The following is a 17,769-nucleotide window of genomic DNA, read 5'->3' as shown; positions in this document are numbered from 1 at the left end:
ACACAACGCTCCCGCACCCTCGATGGTCGGCACGAGCGTCATCACGTTGGACGACCTGTCCATCGAGCAGATCCGCGAACTGCTCGACAAGGCGCGGTACATCGATACGCACCGCAAGGAAGTGGCACACACCTGCGACGGCAGAGTGTTGGCCACTTTGTTTTATGAGCCGAGCACGCGCACACGGCTGAGCTTCGAAACGGCGATGCTGCGCCTCGGCGGCAAGGTCATCGGCTTCGCCGGCGCCCAGCTCGCCTCGGTCACCAAGGGCGAATCGATTTCCGACACGCTCAAGACCGTCTCCAACTACGTCGACGTCGTCGCGATCCGCCACCCCAAGGAGGGCGCCGCGCTCGTCGCCGCCGACGCCGCGTCCGTGCCCGTCATCAACGCCGGCGACGGCGGCCACATGCACCCCACGCAGACGCTCGCCGACCTCGCGACGCTGCGCTCGCGCTTCGGGCGCGTCAACCATCTGACGATCGGCCTGTGCGGGGACCTGACCTTCGGACGCACCGTGCATTCGCTCATCGAGACGCTGTGCCGTTTCGGCGACGTGCGCTTCGTGCTCATCTCGCCGAAGGAGCTGCGCACGCCGCAGTACGTGCTCAACCGCATCAACGCGACCGAGGACTGCTCGTACGTGGAGGTCAGCGACCTGAGCGAGGTCATCGGCGACCTCGACGCGCTGTACATGACGCGCGTGCAGAAGGAACGCTTCTTCAACGAGGACGACTACCTGCGCCTGCGCGACACGTACATCCTCGACGCGGCCAAGCTCGCCCTCGCCAAGCCGGACATGGCGGTGCTCCACCCGCTGCCGCGCGTCAACGAGATCGCCAAGGAGGTGGACGACGACCCGCGCGCCGCCTACTTCGAACAGGTCAGGAACGGCATGCTCATGCGCATGGCGTTGGAGAGCTCGGTGCTCGGCGACGAGCTGCCCGGGTTCGCCGACCACGAGAACAAGGAGGTCATGGCCTGATGGAGGTCACCAGCATCCAGGACGGCATCATCATCGACCACGTGCCGGCCGGCACGGCGCTCAAGGTGCTCGAATACCTGCGCATCAACCCGTCCGCGACGAAGCTCGCGCTCATCATGAACACCGATTCGCGCCGCTACGGCACGAAGGACATCATCAAGGTCGAGGACGCGGACACGGCGATCGACCTCGACGTGCTCGGCCTCGTGGCGCGTTCGGCGACCGTCGACGTCATCCGGGGCGGGCGCATCGTCGACAAGAAGACGCCGACGCTGCCCGAACGCGTCGTCGACGTCATCACCTGCGTCAACCCGCGCTGCGTGACGACGACCGAGCCGGGCGTCGACCAGGTCTTCTACCTCGACCGCGCCGACGGGGACGTGTACCGATGCCGCTACTGCGACGAGGAGGCCGAGTTCTGATGTCGATCACCTTCAGGGACATCCGCGTGTGGGACACCGGCGAGCGCATCGACCTGGTCGTGCCCGACGGACGCGACCAGATCGTCGACGCCTCGCGTCTCACGGTGGCGCCGGGCCTCGAGGACCCGCACGTGCATTTCCGCGATCCGGGCCAGACGTACAAGGAGACGATGGCCACCGGCTGCGCGGCGGCGGCCGCGGGCGGCTACACGAACGTGCTCATCATGCCGAACACGGTGCCGGCGATGGACGGCCGGATCGTCACTCCCGGGGAGCCGGGCGCCGACGAGGTCCTCGCCGCCGGCTGCGACAACGTCATCGACTACCTGCAGCACTACGAGCGGATCCACGGCGTGACGCTGCCGGTGCGCTACGAGCTGTGCGTGTGCGCGACGAAGGGCCGCGCGGGTCAGGAGCCGACCGAGCCCAAGGACTGGGCGTGGTACATGCCCGGCAACGACGATGAGAAGGACGCGGCGCAGATCGCGCACCCGGTCACGGCGATGAGCGACGACGGCTCGGCGGTGCCCACGCCGGTGCTGCGCGACGTGTTCGCGAACGTCAAGGAGACGGGGCTGTACCTGATCGAGCACTGCGAGCACCACGACGTCGGCGCCGTCAACGACGGCCCCGTCGCCAGGAAGCTCGGCGTGCCCGGCATCCCCGAGGACACCGAGCTGGCGGTCGTGCAACGCGACATCGACCTGGTGCGCGAGACCGGCGTGCACGTGCACTTCCAGCATGTGAGCACGGCGATCAGCTTCGACGCGATCCGCCGCGCCAAGGCCGAGGGCCTGCCGATCACCTGCGAGACGGCGCCGCACTACCTGGCATTAAGCGACGAGGCGCTGCTCGAATACGGCACGCGCGCGAAGATGAACCCGCCGCTTCGCAGCGAGAAGGACCGGCAGGCCACGATCGCCGCGATCGCCGACGGCACCGTCGACATGATCGCCACCGACCACGCCCCGCACACCGCCGACGAGAAGGCGCTCGGCTTCCTTGAGGCGCCCAACGGCATCATCGGCCTCGAATGCGCGTTCGCCGTATGCCACACGGTCCTCGTCGGCGGCGGCTGGATCAGCGACGAACGCCTCATCGAACTCATGGCGCTCAACCCCGCCTCGCTCATGGGCAGGCATTCGACCGACATCGCGGCCCTGCTCAACACGGGCGCGAAATGCGCGGCGAAACGCACGCTCGACCTGGGCGCGAGCGAACACCCCGAGCGCAACGACCTTGTCATCCTCGGCCTCGACGACGCATGGACGATCCGGGCCGACGAGTTCCGGTCGAAGGCGCGCAACACGCCGTTCGACGGCTGGGAGGTCACCGGCAGGCCGTACGCGACGATCATCGGTTCGCGCCTGGTCTCCGCCAGCCTCGACGCGCTCGCCTGACGCGCCCCCGCGACGCCGGGCAGCGCAACCCCGCCCGCGCGCCCGGCCGCGCGGACGAACCGCCGCGCGAAGCAGACAACGCCCCTCACATCCACAACCACCCACAAGGAGCATGATGGACCGCCTCATCGAAGCCATCGAAGACAAACAGAACCCGAGCGTCGTGGGCCTCGACCCCACGCCGGCGCTCGTGCCCGCTCAGGTCATGGACGCCTACCGCATCGAAGCCGACGAATACGTCGAGGAGGACGACGACAACCTCGCCGCGACCGGCGCCGCGGCCGCGTACTTCGAGTTCAACCGCGCGATCATCGACGCGGTCGCCGACATCGTGCCCGCCGTCAAACCGCAGATCGCGATGTACGAGGCGCTCGGCCCGGCCGGCATCGACTGCTACACGATGACCTGCCAGTACGCGCGCCAGCAGGGCCTGTACGTGATCGGCGACGTCAAACGCGGCGACATCGGCTCGACGGCAGCCGCCTACGCGAAGCACCTGACCGGCTTCGACGGCGCCGACGTATGGCACGAGGACGCGCTCACCGTCAACCCCTACCTCGGCTCCGACGGCATCGAACCGTTCGTCGAAGCCGCCGGGGAGTCCGACCGCGACCTGTTCGTCCTCGTGCGCACGTCGAACCCGTCCTCCGCGCAGATCCAGGAGCTCCAGCTGGCCGACGGCGGCCGCGTCTACGAACACGTCGCCGACCTCGTCGAGCAATGGGGCGCCGACACGATCGGCCGCTTCGGCTATTCGCGCACCGGCGCCGTCGTCGGCGCCACGCACCCCGAGGAGGGCGCCGCGCTGCGCGAACGCATGCCGCACACCTTCTTCCTCGTGCCCGGCTACGGCGCCCAGGGCGGCACCGCGGCCTCGGTCGCCGGCATGTTCGACCATGACGGCTCCGGCGCGATCGTCAACTCGTCGCGCGGCATCATCGGCGCATGGCGCGACGACGCGCGCTACGACGCGGGCCTCGAACCCGAGACCGCGCTCGAACTCGTCGCCGCCAACGCGCGGCGCGCCGCCGAGGACATGCGCGACCAGCTGCGCGTCGCGCTCGCCTGACATGCACGCGCGCCCCTGCGGGCGCGGCGGCGCGAGAAGAACCCCAGTCCAGCAACCACAGCAGAGAAGAAAGAGGGACAGGACACCCATGCCAACCACAGCGTTTTCCCATACGGTGGAGGATGCCGTATCGAACGGCCGCACGCCGACCCGGCGCACCGTCGACGTCACCGACGTGCGCGAACTGACGCCCGGCGTCGTGCGCCTGACGTTCCGCGACGAGTTCATCGCCGCCAACGTCCGGCCCGCACAGTTCGTCAACCTGTACTCGTCCAACCCGCAGCATCTGATGCCGCGCCCCTTCGGCGTCAGCGACGTCGACGGCGACCGGGTCAGCCTGATCTTCGCCGTCGTCGGCTACGGCACCGACGAGTTCGCGCACTTGAAGGCCGGCGACCATGTGGACGTGCTCGGCCCTCTGGGCAGGCCCTTCGACCTGCATGAGGCGGCCGACTACCTGCTCGTCGGCGGGGGGCTGGGCATCCCGCCGCTGCTCGAGGCCGCGCAGGCGCTCGCCGGACGCGACGACTGCCGCGCGATCGCCGTGCTCGGCTACCGCGACGCGCATTTCGCCGACGTGTACGCGGCCAGATACGCCGACGAGGTGCACAGCATCGACGAGTCGGAAGGCAACGTGCTCACGCTGCTCGAACGCCTGTGGCCGGGTCTGCAGGAGAGCGGCCGTGAGCTAATCATCCTGTCGTGCGGTCCGACGCCGATGATGAAGGCGGTCGCCGAATGGGCGTCCAAGCGCGGCGTCGACGCGCAGCTGAGCATGGAGCAGCGCATGGGCTGCGGCTACGGCACCTGCGTCGCCTGCACGATCGACACGCGCGACGGCCGCGAGAAGGTGTGCGAGGCCGGCCCGGTCTTCACCGCGCACCAGCTGGGATGGGACAACAAGTGAGCGAGGACAACGTGAACATCGAACAGGAACTCAATGAAACCCCGACGAGCGTCTACGCGCCGCACGAATGGCGCCACGGCACCGTCGTCGCCGGCGTGCCGTGGAAGAACCCGGTCGGCACCGCCTCCGGCACCTTCAACGCCTACGCGTGCGGACGGTTCTACGACGTGTCCCAGATGGGCTCGGTCACCACGAAGGGCGTCTCGCCGGTCGAATGGCTCGGCAACCCGGGCGTGCGCACCGCCGAAAGCCCGGCCGCCACCGTCAACGCCGTCGGCCTGCAGAACCCCGGCGTCGACCATTACCTCGCGCACGACCTGCCGTACCTCAAGGACCTCGGCGCCACCGTCATCGCGAACGTCGCCGGCCACTGCGACGACGACTACGCGCAGGTCGTCGAAAAGCTCGCCGACTCGGACGCGGACATGCTCGAGATCAACGTCAGCTGCCCGAACGTGACGCACGGCGGCATGTCCGTCGGCACCGACCCGGTCGCGCTGGGAAAGCTCATGGACCGGCTGCGCCCGATGACCGACAAGCCGATGATCGTCAAGCTCACGCCGAACGTCACCGACATCGCCGCGATCGCGCGCGCCGCCGTCGACGGCGGCGCCGACTGCCTGAGCATGATCAACACGCTCGTCGGCATGCGCATCGACATCAGGACCGGCGAGCCGATTATCGCCAACCGCACCGGCGGCGTGTCCGGGCCTGCCGTCTTCCCGGTGGGCCTGGCCTGCGTGTGGCGCGTGCGCGCCGCGCTGCCCGACATCCCGATCATCGGCATCGGCGGCATCGACTCGGGCGAGAAGGCCCTCGAATACCTCTACGCCGGCGCCAACGCCGTCGAGGTCGGCGGCGCCGCGCTGTACGACCCTACCGCGCCGATCCGTGTCGCCCTCGAGCTCGAGGAGCTCCTCGACTCCAGACCCGAACTGACCGAAAAGCTCGCCAAGGGCGACACCTGGCGCTGAAGACGCCTCGACGACACCACAGAACACATCCATCCGGAAGGAGACACGATGTTCGACTCCCTCGACCACCGATTCACCAAGTTCCTGCTCGAATCGAACGCCCTCAGATTCGGCGACTTCACATTGAAGTCCGGACGGCGTTCGCCGTACTTCATCAACGCCGGCGCCTTCGACGACGGCAGGAAGATCGCGACGCTCGGCGCGTTCTACGCCGAGAAGATCCAGACCGAGATCGACGACGGGCGGCTGCCCGCCCGCATCGACACGATCTTCGGCCCGGCGTACAAGGGCATCCCGCTCGCCGTCGCCACGTCGATCGCGCTCGAACTCAACTACGGCGTCACCGTCGGCTACACCTTCGACCGCAAGGAGAGGAAGGACCACGGCGACGGCGGCACGATGGTCGGCAGGCCGCTCGAGGACGGCATGAACGTGCTGCTCGTCGACGACGTGATGACCGCCGGCACCGCCGTGCGCGAGGTCGTCCCCAAGCTCAGGGAGCAGGCCGACGTCAACATCGTCGGGCTCGTGCTGTCCGTGGACCGTATGGAGAAGACGAAGGACAGCGACCTGTCCGCCGTGCAGGACGTGCAGCGCGAGTTCGGATTCCCGGTGTTCGCGATCGCGAACGTCAGGGAGATCTTCGCCGCCGGCCGCGAACTGCCCGACGACGACGGCAGGCCGTACGTCAGCGACGAGATCGCCGAGGCCGCCGAGGAGTATCTGGCGCGGTACGGGGCGTGAGAGGGGCAGGAGGGGTGTGGGGTGCACCAGCCCACACCCCCTCGTCTCGTCAGTCTGGCCAGCCGTGCGGCGGTATGGCGAAATTCGCAGACAGAATGCAGCATTGCGCGCATATCGTCGTCAAGTACGATCGTGGTTGTACGGGCATCGGACTGCGTCAGGATTTTGGCGTCGGCCTCTTCGGGGCATAACGTCAGACCGCCTCCTCGGATCCATGCATAGAGCGCTGATGTCTGTGTCGCGAACGCGGTCTTGACTGGAAATCTCACGGTGAACCGCGTCGCAACGGCGATACGGGGAACGGGACTACAAGGGGTCGTACCGGCTCACGGGCGGTGCCGGAACCGGCAAGACGGTTGTGGCGATGCATCGCGCGAAATATCTCGCCGCACACTCGTACGGCGGCATAGTGCACATAAGGTGCTGTTCACCACATACAGCAGGAATCTGGCGACCGACATCAAGGCGAACCTTCAGCTCATCTGCACGCAGGAGGAGCTCGGACGCATCGACGTGCTCAATCTTGACCGATACGTGGCCGGTTGTCTGCGCAAACGCGGATTCGACTACCAGCTGACCTATGATGACGTGGCGATTGGCGAAGTGTGGAAGGCCGCCATCGCGGAAAGCGGCCAGTCCCAGTGGAGCGGGGAGGAAGCCTTCCTGCGCGACGAATGGGAAGAGGTGATCAAAAACAAGGGCATCACGACACTTGGTGAATACTTCCGCTCCTCGCGCCGCGGACGCGGATCGCGCATGTCGCGTGCCCATAAGGCGTCGCTATGGAAGGTCGCCGAAGCCTATCACCGGTATATGAGCGACCACAAGCAATGGGATGTCTATCAAGCCATGGGTATGGTGGAGGATAGCCTGCGCGCAGGCCGAATCACCTCCCCGTATGCGCACATCATCGTCGATGAGGGGCAGGATTTCTCCATCGTCGGCGATGCCCAGCAGCGCATCTACGGCAAAACCGTCATGCTTTCCCAATGCGGCATCGCCATACAGGGACGATCCCGAAGACTTCGCATCAACTACCGCACGATCGAACAAATCCGGGATGCCGCCGAACGCGTATTCGACACGAACGGCACGGACGTGTCCGACGAAGCGTTCAAAGCGGTTCTTGGTGAATCCATGCAAGGCGATCCAGAGCGTTTCGACGATCTCAATGGGGAAACGGTCGAATCCAACGACAGCCACTCACTCATGCAAGGACCAGCGCCCGTTGCAAAGCGATTCCACAGTCAGCATGAGGAACATAAGGCTGTGGATGATTGGATCACCGAACAAATCGCAAAGAACGGCGAGGACTATGAGCGCAGCATCTGCATCGTAGCGCCGGCAAAGTACCTGTGCGATCAATGGGTCGACTACTTCGAACAGCACGGACGCGAGACCTATGTCCTCGGCAGGGAGGCGGAAGACACCGACAGGCCCGGCATCCGCGTCGCCACGATGCATCGTGTCAAGGGCCTCGAATTCGACACCATCGTCGTCGCGGACATCAATCCAGACACCGTGCCTCCGGAGGGGAAGCTCGAAGAGACCACCGACGTGGTCTCAAGACGCGAACTGTGCAAGCAGTACCGGAGTCTCATCTACGTGGCGCTCACACGCGCTCGCAAAGAGGCACTGATGGTCGGAGTGAAATAATCCCGCAACCCAGACAATCCAATGAACGCCCCGGATACCTCGCCGATCCATACGACAAGCCGTCCGGGGCTTCATCTTACGCAAAGGAACCCCCATGATCCGCATCATGACACCCGACGACTACGACGCCGTCCACGCATGCTGGATGGCATGCACCGGCATGGGACTCAACACCATCGACGACTCACGCGAAGGCATCACCAGATACCTCCAACGCAACCCCACCACCTGCTTCGTCCATGAAGCCGACGACGGAGCCATCACCGGATCCATCCTCGCAGGACACGACGGACGACGCAGATACATCTACCACACCGCCGTCAACCCCGAACGCCAACACCAAGGCATCGGCACCGCACTCGTCAATGCAGCACTGCATGCGCTCGCCAACGAAGGCATCATCAAAGTCGCCCTCGTCGCCTTCGCGCACAACGATGCCGGCAACGCGTTCTGGCAGCGCCTCGGCTTCAGCGCACGCGACGACCTGACCTACCGCAACAAGGCATTGCGCGAGATCAACCGCATCGACACATGAGCTACGCCGCCAACGGACGATGCTCGAAGAACAACGGCGGCTTGTCGCGCTCGCGGTAGAAGTCGTCCCAGCGTTCGAGCACGTCGCGCAGCGGTCCGGGCAGGTAGGAGAGCGCCTGCCCGGCGATGTCGTCGGGGATGCCGTAGGCGACCTGCGCGATGCTCGCGGCCATTGCGGCCTGCGTGTCGCTGTCGCCGCCCAGCGACACAGCGTTGCGGATCGCGTCCTCGAAGCCGTCGGAGTCGAGGAAGCAGCAGATCGCCTCGGGCACCGAACCCTGGCAGGTCGCGTCGAAACGGTACGCGGGGCGTATCCGGTCGATGGACAGGCTCATGTTGTAGCCGTACTCGTGGTTGAGGTAGTCGCGGATGCGCTGCTTGCACTCGGCCGGATCGTCGGCGATGCTGCGCTCGAATTCGCCGTGGCAGCCGCCGAACCAGTAGCGCGCGAGGAAGATCGCGTCGGCCACGGCCATGCCGCCCTTGACGCCTTCGGGATGGTTGTGCGTCACGGCGATCGAACGTTCGGTCAGCTGACGGCCGGCGATCGGCATGAAGCCGGTGCGCGCCATGAAGCCGCAGTCCATCATCCAGCCGCAGGGGGAGACGCGCATCGCGGCGCCGTTGCCGAAGCTGGCGATGGCCTCGCGGCTCTCCGAGGCGAGCCATTTGCGGAAGCGGGCGCCGTAGCCGGCGTCCGGGTACATGCGGCCGTACTTCCTCATCGCGTCGATGAAGTCGTCGGTGCCGCCGCCGTTCATGATGCCCTCGGCCACGGCGCAGGTCATCACCGTGTCGTCGGTGAAGCGGCCGCCGTCGGAGAACAGCGGGAAATCTTTCGTCTTGATCGGATTCCACTCGTACTTCGATCCGACGATGTCTCCGATGATCGCCCCGAACATGATGCCCTCCTTAGGACTCGCCGCGAATCGGGCGCCTACGCCCGACGTCGCTTCAGTAGTGTAGCCGCATCGTTCGGCCGGCGTGGGCGGACGCGCGCCGCCGGCCCGGACACATGGCGCCGGAGCATTGCGTCCGCGGGCATACGGGAACCGGTTTGCGCGGCGGCGCGACTTCCTCTAGGATGTGCACCACGCATCCGAAAGGCAATGACGCAGGCGGATCACGCCCCGACGACCATGGTGCGGCGCGGTATCCGCATAAGGCAGGATACGAAGAAGAGGGGAGGAACGGGAATGCGTAAATTCATCATGATGGTCGGCGTGCCCGGATCGGGCAAGACCACGTTCATCGACGCCCATGGACTCGCGGCGTACGCGATCAGTCCCGACACGCTGCGAGGCTGCTATGGCCCAGCACGGCGCGCCGACGGCACGCTCGTCCTGTCGCAGGCATACGACCGGCGCGTCTGGGACCACGTGCGCGTCATCATCGAGGACCGCATGCGGGGCGGCGAACTCATCATCCTCGACGCCACCAACTGCAACATCAAGACCGCACGCCGCATGATCAGGCTCGCCAAGGACCACCGCTACGAGACGGTGCTCGTGGACATGATGCGTGACGTCACCATCGACGAATGCATCGCCCGCCAGCGCGGACGCGGCGCCAAGACGGTGCCCGCGGACGTGATCCGCGGCATGGAGGAACACTACCGCAAACTGATCTACATGCACGATCCGGCGGCTGCGCGCGCCAACGGCATCACCGTCACCACGCCCGCAGGATTCGACTCCGCGGTGTACGCGCACCCGACCACCGTAAGCACGGACGACTACGACCACGTCATGGTCATCGGCGACATCCAAGGCTGCCACAGCGCGCTCATGGAGACGCTCGGCCTCGATCACGACGGCTCCGGCACGCTCGACCCGCGCACCCTGTACGTGTTCGCCGGCGACTACCTCGACCGCGGCGCCGAGAACGGCAAAGTCATGCGCTGGCTCATCGACCACGCCGAGGACTCCAACACCGTCTTCGTCGAAGGCAACCACGAAGCATACATGCGCGACTTCGCACACGGCAGGAACGCACGCTCGCGCGAATTCACGCGACGCACGCAGCCGCAGCTCGAACAAGCCGGCATCACGCCGCGCGAAGTGCTCAAATTCACGCGCAGGCTTACGCCGATGCTCTGGTTCACCTTCGCCGGCCACGAATACCTCGTCGATCACGGAGGCATCGCGGACTGGTACAAGAACGCCGTATTCGTCCCCGAACGCGAATACGTGCACGGCACCGGCGACTACGACGAACTCGCCGACGTCGTCACCACATGGGAACACGCCAAACCAAACATCGTGCAGATCCACGGCCACAGGAACATCGCCCACGTCCCCGTGATCGAAGGCGCGAACATGATCAACCTCGAACGAGGGGTGGAAGACGGAGGATTCCTGCGCAGCGCGACCATCGACACGGACGGCGCCGTGCACCCCAAGGAAGTGCGCAACGCCGCGCTCACGGCCTGCGCCGACCTGACCAACCGCAGATTCGTCGAACGCCTGCTCAACGACCCGGCAAACATCCGCGTACGCGACTTCGGCGACATCAGCTCGTTCAACTTCACACGCCACGCCTTCAAAAAGAACGTATGGAACGACATGACGCAGAAAGCGCGCGGACTGTTCGTGAACATGCGCACGAACCAAGTGGTCGTACGCGGCTTCGACAAATTCTTCAACGAAGGGGAGAGGGAACGCTGGGACGGCTACCTCAAAACCGTCCAATACCCGATCTCCGTGTACAAAAAAGAGAACGGATTCCTCGGACTGGTAGGCTACGACCCCTCCACGGACGAACTGATCATCACCTCCAAAGGCTCACTGACCGGACCATACGCCGAATACGCGCACGACGTCATCCTCTCACTGACCACACAGGACAAACTCAAAGCATACTGCCGCGAACACGAAGCCACACTGCTGTTCGAAGTATGCGACAAGGAACACGACGAACACATCATCGAATACCCCAAGACGACCGCCTACCTGCTCGACGCGGTGCGCAACGGCTTCGAATTCCAGAAACTGTGCGATTACGAAGCACTGACGGCGCTCGCCGGAAGCCTCGGCGTGCCGGTCAAGGAACGCGTAACGGTGCTCGATGACGAGGATGAGGCGCGCGCGTTCATCGCCGACATCATCCGCGACGACTACGTCTATCGCGGCGAGCATATCGAAGGGTTCGTCTTCGCCGGCGCCGACGGCCACATGCTCAAGTTCAAGACGCCGTACTACAGGCAATGGAAGAGGATCCGCGCGCTGCTCGAAAGCTCCAAGCCCGTGAACCGTGAACGGTGCAACGAACTGGAAAGCTCGGTGCTTGACTGGGTGGCCGAACAGGGAATCGAATTCCGCTCCGGACGCGCATGGCCGGAGGATGAAGGCGCAGACGCGGACGTGCGCGTGGACGACGGTGCCGCCGAAGGCGCATCCGACGTGAAGGTGTTCGACAGCGGCGACCTCATCCGGCTGCGCAACGCCTATCAGGCGGCCCAAGGCATGCCGGAGGGCAGGAACCTGTGACCATGAATCGGCCGTGACATCGCTGAATCGAACGCGCGTGGAGCGGACGCATCTGCATCCAAGACCGTGTTCGCGGGCCCACATGCAGGCTGCTCTGCCGCTGGAGCGTACATCGCGGAACTGAATCAGTCGTGGTGGTAGATCAGCGCGTCCACGTTGCGGTTCGCGATCTCGACGAGCTGGGAGAGGGGGGCGACGAACTGCCGTCCCAGCGGCGTGAGCTCGTAGTACACCTGCGGCGGCTTCGCATGCTGCACGACGCGCCGGCGCACGACGCCGCAGCGTTCCAGATACTTGAGCGTCTGCGACGCCATGCGTTCGCTGATGCCACCGATCGTACGCACCAGTTCGCTGAAGCGCAGCGAACGGTCCGCCAGCGCCAGAATGATGAGCAGCCCCCATTTTCCGCTGATGACCGACAGGTTGAAGCGGGTGGGGCAGTCCTTGGAGAAGATGTCGATGTCCTGCATGCCCTCATCATACCACACAAATATACAGGTACTTACGGTTAGTAAGCATCGCTTCCCAAACCACCGCGCCAAGCACCAATCTGACTGCAGCGCAAAACAAGCATCTAGAAAGGAGAAATCCCATATGCGCATAATGCGTATGCTCATGACATGAGATTCAGAGAGGTGGAACGCATTCTTCTTCGGGATGGCTGGCAGATCAAAGCGCAGGTCGGCAGCCACCGGCAATACGTCCATCCTCGCAAACAAGGCAAGGTGACCGTGCCGCGAACCACAGAGGTGATTTGCCGCCGGTCGTCGTGAAGGCGATATGGAGGCAGGCGGGCATACAGGGAAGGAGCACGAAATGAAGCTGACGTACCCGATCATTCTCGAACCCTACGGGGAGGACGGAGGCGGCTATGTCGCGACCGTCCCCGACATGCCCGGTCTGGTCACCTATGGCGCCAGCCTGAGCGAGGCGATGGAAATGGTGCAGGTGCCGCATGCGGATGGGTACTCACCGAACTGGAGGACGGAAGGCCTGCTCCACGAGCCACTGCGCTGATGGACGTCGCCGCGGACGATGCGAATGCGCAGAAGGCCCTGATCCTTCTGGACATGGACGCCTATGCGGAGCAATACGGTCATCGCGCGGTACGCAAGAATGTCACCATCCCTGCATGGCTGGATACGTGGGCCTCGCGGCAGAATCTGAATTACTCGCATACGCTACGGGACGCCTTGGAATCCGAATACCTGCAGCAGACGATGGCGTGAGTGTGAGTCGCAGGCCGTATCTGCGATTTTGGGGTGGGGAGGTCGGGCATATCCTCCGGCGTGTCGGGCTTCTGGCCGGTGACACGCCGGAGGATATCGCACGCGTCCCACCCCAAAATCGCAGATACGCCCATCTGGAGGACGGATGACGCCCCTACGGCGGTCACGAGACCCGTCACGGACTCACACGCGGCCGCCTTCACTGCTCGATGACGTCGTATCCGTGATCGCCGAGCACGTCCCTGAGCTTGTCCAGATACACCTGCGCCGGCTTCGTCAGTTTGGCGCGCTCGTGCGAGATCCAGCCGAGGAGCATCGTCACGTCGGTGTCGAGCGGCACCGTCACGATCTTCTCGTTGTTGAGGTCGCCGTTGTCGATGCCGGTGCACACCGTGTATCCGTTGAGGCCGATGATGAAATTGAGGATCGTCGCCCGGTCGGTCACGTTGATCTGCTTGGGGGACTGGTCCGGCCACACCGCCTCCTCGGCGAAGTAGAAGCTGCCCTCCTCGCCCTGCTCGTACTGGATGAACGGGAAGGGCCTGAGGTCCTCCATCGTGACCTTCTTCTTCATCGCGAGCGGGTTCGTGCGCGCGATGAACACGTGCAGCGGCGCGCGGAACAGCGGATGGAACTCGAGATGCTTCTCGCGCAGCAGCTTGCCGATGACCTGTTTGTTGAAGTCGGACAGGTACAGGATGCCGATGTCAGAGCGCATGTTCGCGACCTGGTTGATGATGTCGCGGGTGCGCGTCTCGCGGATCGTGAACTCGTATTCGTCCGAACGGATCGATTCGATCATCTTGACGAAGGCCTCGACGGCGAACATGTAGTGCTGCGTCGAGACCGAGCACAGCTGCTTGCGCGGCTTCGCGTTCTTGTAGCGTTCCTCCATCAGTGAGACCTGATCGAGCACCTGGCGCGCGTAGGTGAGGAACTCGGCGCCGTCCACCGTCAGCGCGATGCCTTGCGACGAACGCGTGAAGATCTCGATGCCGAGCTCGTTCTCGAGTTCCTTGACCGACGAGCTCAACGCCGGCTGCGAGATGTACAGCATGTGCGAGGCCTCGTTCATCGAGCCGCATTCGACGATCTTGACGATGTACTTGAGCTGCAGCAATGTGGCCATACGATGCCAGTCCTTTCCGTTGCCGTTTGCCGATGATTGCCCGATGAAGCCTCAGATGGCCGCGCCGAGCCCGCGCAGCGCGTCACGCGCGCCGGCCGCGTCGGTGAAGCGGATGCCGTGCCAGCCAAGCGCCTCGGCTCCGGCGACGTTCTTCGCCGTGTCGTCGACGAACACGGTCGTCGATGGGTCGAGCGAGAAGCGTTCCTCGGCGAGCCGGTAGATAGGCGCCTCGGGCTTGTGCATCCGTTCTGCGCCGGAGACGACGGTGCCCTCGAGCAGCCCCTCAAGCCGCGGGAAGCGGTCGAAGGCGAAATGGAAGGTCTCCTCGGCCCAGTTCGTCAACCCCCACACGTGCACGCCCGCGGCCTTGAGGTCGCGCAGCAGCTCCTCCATGCCGGCGACCATGCCCGGCAACGCGTCGCCGTAGTGTTCGATGTAGTACCGGTAGATCGCGGCGATGTCCTTGCCCTGCTCCCGTTCGACGATCGGCAGCACGTCGTCGAGCCGCATGCCGCCATCCATCAGATCCTCGTAGTGGAAGAAGCCGTAGGGGTCGTCGTCGGCGCAGATGCGTTCGACGAGCCCGGCGTCCACATGGCCGTCGAGCGCGCAATGGCACTGCCAGTCGACGAGTACGCCGCAGAAATCGAAGACGACATCGGTGATCGGACGGGCATCGGCCATCGGGAACCTCGCTTGGGTGCATCGGATGAAGATGAGAATGACATCGCCAGTGTACTGCACGGGCGCCGATGTGCACGTCCGTGCAGTACGAATGGCGGACAGTGCATATGCGGGCATGGTGCGGATATGCGAGGAGGATCCCCACGGACGGGGATCCTCCTCGCATATGGACGACGGCCGTATCAGACGTGTTCGATGAGGTCGAGCATCGGCGTGACGCCTTTCCTGCCGAACTCGGTGCGCTGTTCGCCGCCGCGCGTCACGACGATGCACGGCACGCTCATGACGTCGTAGCGTTCCTTGAGCTCGGGGTAGCGCGCGATGTCGTACGCCTCGGCGCGCACGTTCGGGTTGAGCGACGCGATGCGTTGCGCGGCGCGCACCGTCTCCGGGCACATCGTGCACGTCAGCGAGACGAGCAGCATCACGTCGACCCGATCGTGAATCGCCTCGATGCGTTCGCGTTCGCCGTCGGCAAGCGGCTGTCCCGGACCTGCCGCGTTGTACAGCGCGAGCGCGAAGGAGTTGAACTCGTGTCCTCCGGGCACGCCGTGGAACGCGATGCCGGTGGGCACGAGCTCGCCGGCATCGTTGCGCACGAGCAGGCTGACGACCGGCGCGGCGAAGGGCAGCGGCAGCGTCGCGTTGAAGACGCCGCGGCCGTGCTCGTCGACGCGTTCCACCGTGTCGGTCACCATTTCGAGCCGTCCGTCTGCCAGTCGCACGAGCTCCTCGACGAAGGCCTTGAGCTCGATGCTCAGCGGAGTGTCGTCGAGCTGCAGCTGCAGTGTGACCGTACGTTGCATGCGTGAGAAGACCATCGCGAGCTGCGTGCGCACGTCGTCGTCGAAGAACGAACCGACCTGCGGCGCGGGCGTGTCCTCGACGTCGCTGGACGTCGGCGCGAGCGTCGTCTCGGGCGGCACGTTCTCCTGCGCGTCGCGCTCCTTGCGTTCGTAGACGGAGGCGGAGGACGGCCGTTCGGGGATGATGCCGGTGCGTCTGGAGGCCTCGGCCGCGTACTGTTCGGCGTGCACGGCGGCGATCGCGCCGTCGGCCGTGGCCGTGACGACCTGCCGCAGATCCTTGGCGCGCAGGTCGCCGGCGGCGTAGACGCCGGGCGCCGACGTCTCGAGCGTCGTCGGGTCGCAGATCACGTAGCCGTCATCGTCGAGCCGCACGAAGCCGTCGACGATCGAGGTCTGCGGCACGTAGCCGGCGAAGACGAAGACGCCGAAAGTGCCGTCGTGCTCGGGCTGCCACCGGCGCCGTTGCCCGGTGTGCGCGTCGCGCAGCGTCGCTTCGACGAGGCCGCGTTCGCCGGCTTCGACGCCTTCGAGCTCGGTGTGGTAGAGGACGTCGATCTTCGGGTCGCTTTTCGTGCGTTCCGCGACCTGCGCGTCGCAGGTGAAGTCGTCCTCGCGTACGAGCACGGTGACCTTGCGCGCGTAGCGCGTCAGGAACACCGATTCCTCGGCCGCCGCGAAACCGCCGCCGACGACGAGGACGTCATGGCCGGTGAAGAACTCGCCGTCGCAGGTCGCGCAGGTCGCGACGCCGCGGCCGGCGTATTCGCGTTCGCCGGCGAATCCGATGCGGCGCGGCGCGGCGCCCATCGCGAGCACGACGGCGAACGTGCGCACGCCGCCGCGCGTCGTGCGCACGAGCTTGACGCCGTCGTCGAGCATGTCGATGCCGGTCACGTCGGCCGTGCGCAGCTCGGCGCCGAAGTCCTGGGCCTGCCTGCGCATCGCCGACGCGAGCGCGCGGCCGTCGGTCGTCGGGACACCGGGGTAGTTGACGACTTCGTCGGTGATCGTGATCTGGCCGCCGAAATCGTCCTTCTCGATGACGAGCGTGCGGTAGCGCGCGCGTGCGAGGTACATCGCCGCCGTGAGCCCGGCGGGGCCGCCGCCGATGACGACGGCGTCATAGAAGTCCTGTCCGGCCGTGCCCATCACAGCTCCCCGACGAGGTCGAGGCTCGGCTTGATCGTCTTGTCGCCGGGCTCCCATTTGGCCGGGCATACCTGATCGGTGTGCTCGTAGACGAACTGGGAGGCCTTGACACGGCGCAGGATCTCGGCGGCGTCGCGGCCGACGTTCGACGAAATCACCTCGTAGGCGACGACGCGCCCCTCGGGGTCGATGATGAAGTCGCCGCGTTCGGCCAGCCCGGTGTGCTCGTTGTAGGTGTCGAGGTCGCGCGCGAGCGCGCCGGTCGGGTCGGCGAGCATCGGGAAGGCGATCTTGCCGATGCTCTCGTTCGCATCGTGCCATGCCTTGTGCGTCCATTGGGTGTCGCAGGAGACGGAATAGATCTCGCAGCCGGCCTGCTTGAACGCGTCGTAGTGGTCGGCGAGGTCCTCGAGTTCGGTGGGGCAGACGAAGGAGAAGTCGGCGGGGTAGAAGAAGAGCAGGGACCAGTGCCCGAGCAGGTCGGATTTGCCCACCTGCCGGATGCCGTCGTCCTGGTAGGCCTGGAGGGTGAAGTCGATGACGTCGTGCTGCAGCAGTGTCATGATGGTTCCTTTCTGATACGGCGTCGC

Annotated in this window: 17 protein-coding genes and 1 pseudogene; 12 read left to right on the top strand and 6 right to left on the bottom strand. The window is 65.3% G+C overall.

The window, feature by feature from the left end:
• Positions 1–22: 22 nt before the first annotated feature.
• The 9 genes from pyrB (at position 23) to D2E22_RS01860 (ending at position 8,692) form a co-directional block, all read left to right on the top strand.
• Positions 23–985, top strand: coding sequence for an aspartate carbamoyltransferase (gene pyrB / locus D2E22_RS01900; RefSeq protein ID WP_126031518.1), 963 nt, complete (start codon positions 23–25; stop codon positions 983–985).
• Positions 985–1,407 carry an aspartate carbamoyltransferase regulatory subunit gene (locus tag D2E22_RS01895; protein WP_126031414.1) on the top strand — a complete coding sequence of 141 codons (423 nt, stop codon included), beginning with the start codon at positions 985–987 and terminating at the stop codon, positions 1,405–1,407. Before pyrB ends, D2E22_RS01895 begins: the two co-directional genes overlap by 1 nt.
• Entirely contained in the window at positions 1,407–2,807 is a 1,401-nt protein-coding gene (locus D2E22_RS01890; protein ID WP_126031413.1) for a dihydroorotase, read from the top strand. Before D2E22_RS01895 ends, D2E22_RS01890 begins: the two co-directional genes overlap by 1 nt.
• 115 nt (positions 2,808–2,922) lie before the next feature.
• Complete coding sequence (gene pyrF / locus D2E22_RS01885; protein ID WP_126031517.1) at positions 2,923–3,876, top strand: orotidine-5'-phosphate decarboxylase; 954 nt, start codon at positions 2,923–2,925, stop codon at positions 3,874–3,876.
• Between the two features lie 88 nt (positions 3,877–3,964).
• On the top strand, positions 3,965–4,783 hold the full coding sequence (locus D2E22_RS01880) for a dihydroorotate dehydrogenase electron transfer subunit (protein ID WP_126031412.1): 819 nt from the start codon (positions 3,965–3,967) through the stop codon (positions 4,781–4,783).
• Between the two features lie 11 nt (positions 4,784–4,794).
• On the top strand, positions 4,795–5,757 hold the full coding sequence (locus tag D2E22_RS01875) for a dihydroorotate dehydrogenase (RefSeq protein WP_420897233.1): 963 nt from the start codon (positions 4,795–4,797) through the stop codon (positions 5,755–5,757).
• Positions 5,758–5,805: 48 nt separating this feature from the next.
• The gene (gene pyrE / locus D2E22_RS01870; protein ID WP_126031410.1) at positions 5,806–6,501 is read left to right on the top strand and encodes an orotate phosphoribosyltransferase; all 696 of its coding nucleotides are present in this window, start codon (positions 5,806–5,808) and stop codon (positions 6,499–6,501) included.
• A 420-nt stretch (positions 6,502–6,921) separates the two neighbouring features.
• Positions 6,922–8,157, top strand: a complete 1,236-nt coding sequence (locus D2E22_RS01865; RefSeq protein ID WP_126031409.1) for a 3'-5' exonuclease — start codon at positions 6,922–6,924, stop codon at positions 8,155–8,157.
• A gap of 49 nt (positions 8,158–8,206) precedes the next feature.
• Positions 8,207–8,692 (top strand): GNAT family N-acetyltransferase, encoded by a 486-nt coding sequence (locus D2E22_RS01860; RefSeq protein ID WP_126031408.1) that lies wholly within the window; start codon positions 8,207–8,209, stop codon positions 8,690–8,692.
• 1 nt (position 8,693) lies between these two features.
• Here D2E22_RS01860 and D2E22_RS01855 read toward each other — a convergent pair whose 3' ends face one another.
• Positions 8,694–9,593: an ADP-ribosylglycohydrolase family protein gene (locus tag D2E22_RS01855; protein WP_126031407.1), complete on the bottom strand. Its 900-nt coding sequence runs from the start codon at positions 9,591–9,593 to the stop codon at positions 8,694–8,696.
• 294 nt (positions 9,594–9,887) lie between these two features.
• Between D2E22_RS01855 and D2E22_RS01850 the strand changes: the two genes are divergently transcribed.
• Complete coding sequence (locus D2E22_RS01850; protein ID WP_164518374.1) at positions 9,888–12,179, top strand: RNA ligase; 2,292 nt, start codon at positions 9,888–9,890, stop codon at positions 12,177–12,179.
• Between the two features lie 125 nt (positions 12,180–12,304).
• On the opposite strand, the gene D2E22_RS01845 is transcribed toward D2E22_RS01850, so the two are convergent.
• On the bottom strand, positions 12,305–12,649 hold the full coding sequence (locus D2E22_RS01845; RefSeq protein WP_095613730.1) for a winged helix-turn-helix transcriptional regulator: 345 nt from the start codon (positions 12,647–12,649) through the stop codon (positions 12,305–12,307).
• Positions 12,650–12,799: 150 nt separating this feature from the next.
• Between D2E22_RS01845 and D2E22_RS01840 the strand changes: the two genes are divergently transcribed.
• Positions 12,800–12,952 (top strand): type II toxin-antitoxin system HicA family toxin, encoded by a 153-nt coding sequence (locus D2E22_RS01840; protein ID WP_420897228.1) that lies wholly within the window; start codon positions 12,800–12,802, stop codon positions 12,950–12,952.
• A gap of 43 nt (positions 12,953–12,995) precedes the next feature.
• Positions 12,996–13,408, top strand: a pseudogene (locus tag D2E22_RS01835) (type II toxin-antitoxin system HicB family antitoxin).
• Positions 13,409–13,607: 199 nt separating this feature from the next.
• Here the strand turns inward: D2E22_RS01835 and D2E22_RS01830 are convergent.
• The 4 genes from D2E22_RS01830 to D2E22_RS01815 all read right to left on the bottom strand — a co-directional run bounded on the left by D2E22_RS01830 (position 13,608) and on the right by D2E22_RS01815 (position 17,742).
• Positions 13,608–14,537 (bottom strand): LysR family transcriptional regulator, encoded by a 930-nt coding sequence (locus D2E22_RS01830; protein WP_126031405.1) that lies wholly within the window; start codon positions 14,535–14,537, stop codon positions 13,608–13,610.
• A 51-nt stretch (positions 14,538–14,588) separates the two neighbouring features.
• Positions 14,589–15,221 carry an HAD family hydrolase gene (locus D2E22_RS01825; RefSeq protein WP_126031404.1) on the bottom strand — a complete coding sequence of 211 codons (633 nt, stop codon included), beginning with the start codon at positions 15,219–15,221 and terminating at the stop codon, positions 14,589–14,591.
• A gap of 182 nt (positions 15,222–15,403) precedes the next feature.
• On the bottom strand, positions 15,404–17,179 hold the full coding sequence (locus D2E22_RS01820; protein WP_126031403.1) for an FAD-dependent oxidoreductase: 1,776 nt from the start codon (positions 17,177–17,179) through the stop codon (positions 15,404–15,406).
• A complete protein-coding gene (locus D2E22_RS01815) occupies positions 17,179–17,742 on the bottom strand; it encodes a redoxin domain-containing protein (RefSeq protein ID WP_126031402.1) in 564 nt (187 codons plus the stop codon). The genes D2E22_RS01820 and D2E22_RS01815 overlap by 1 nt, the downstream gene beginning before the upstream one ends.
• Positions 17,743–17,769: the final 27 nt, after the last annotated feature.

Source organism: Bifidobacterium castoris (genome assembly GCF_003952025.1).
GTDB lineage: Bacteria > Actinomycetota > Actinomycetes > Actinomycetales > Bifidobacteriaceae > Bifidobacterium > Bifidobacterium castoris.
Note: the sequence above shows the minus strand (reverse complement) of the source record. Positions and strands in the feature narration are given on the sequence as shown.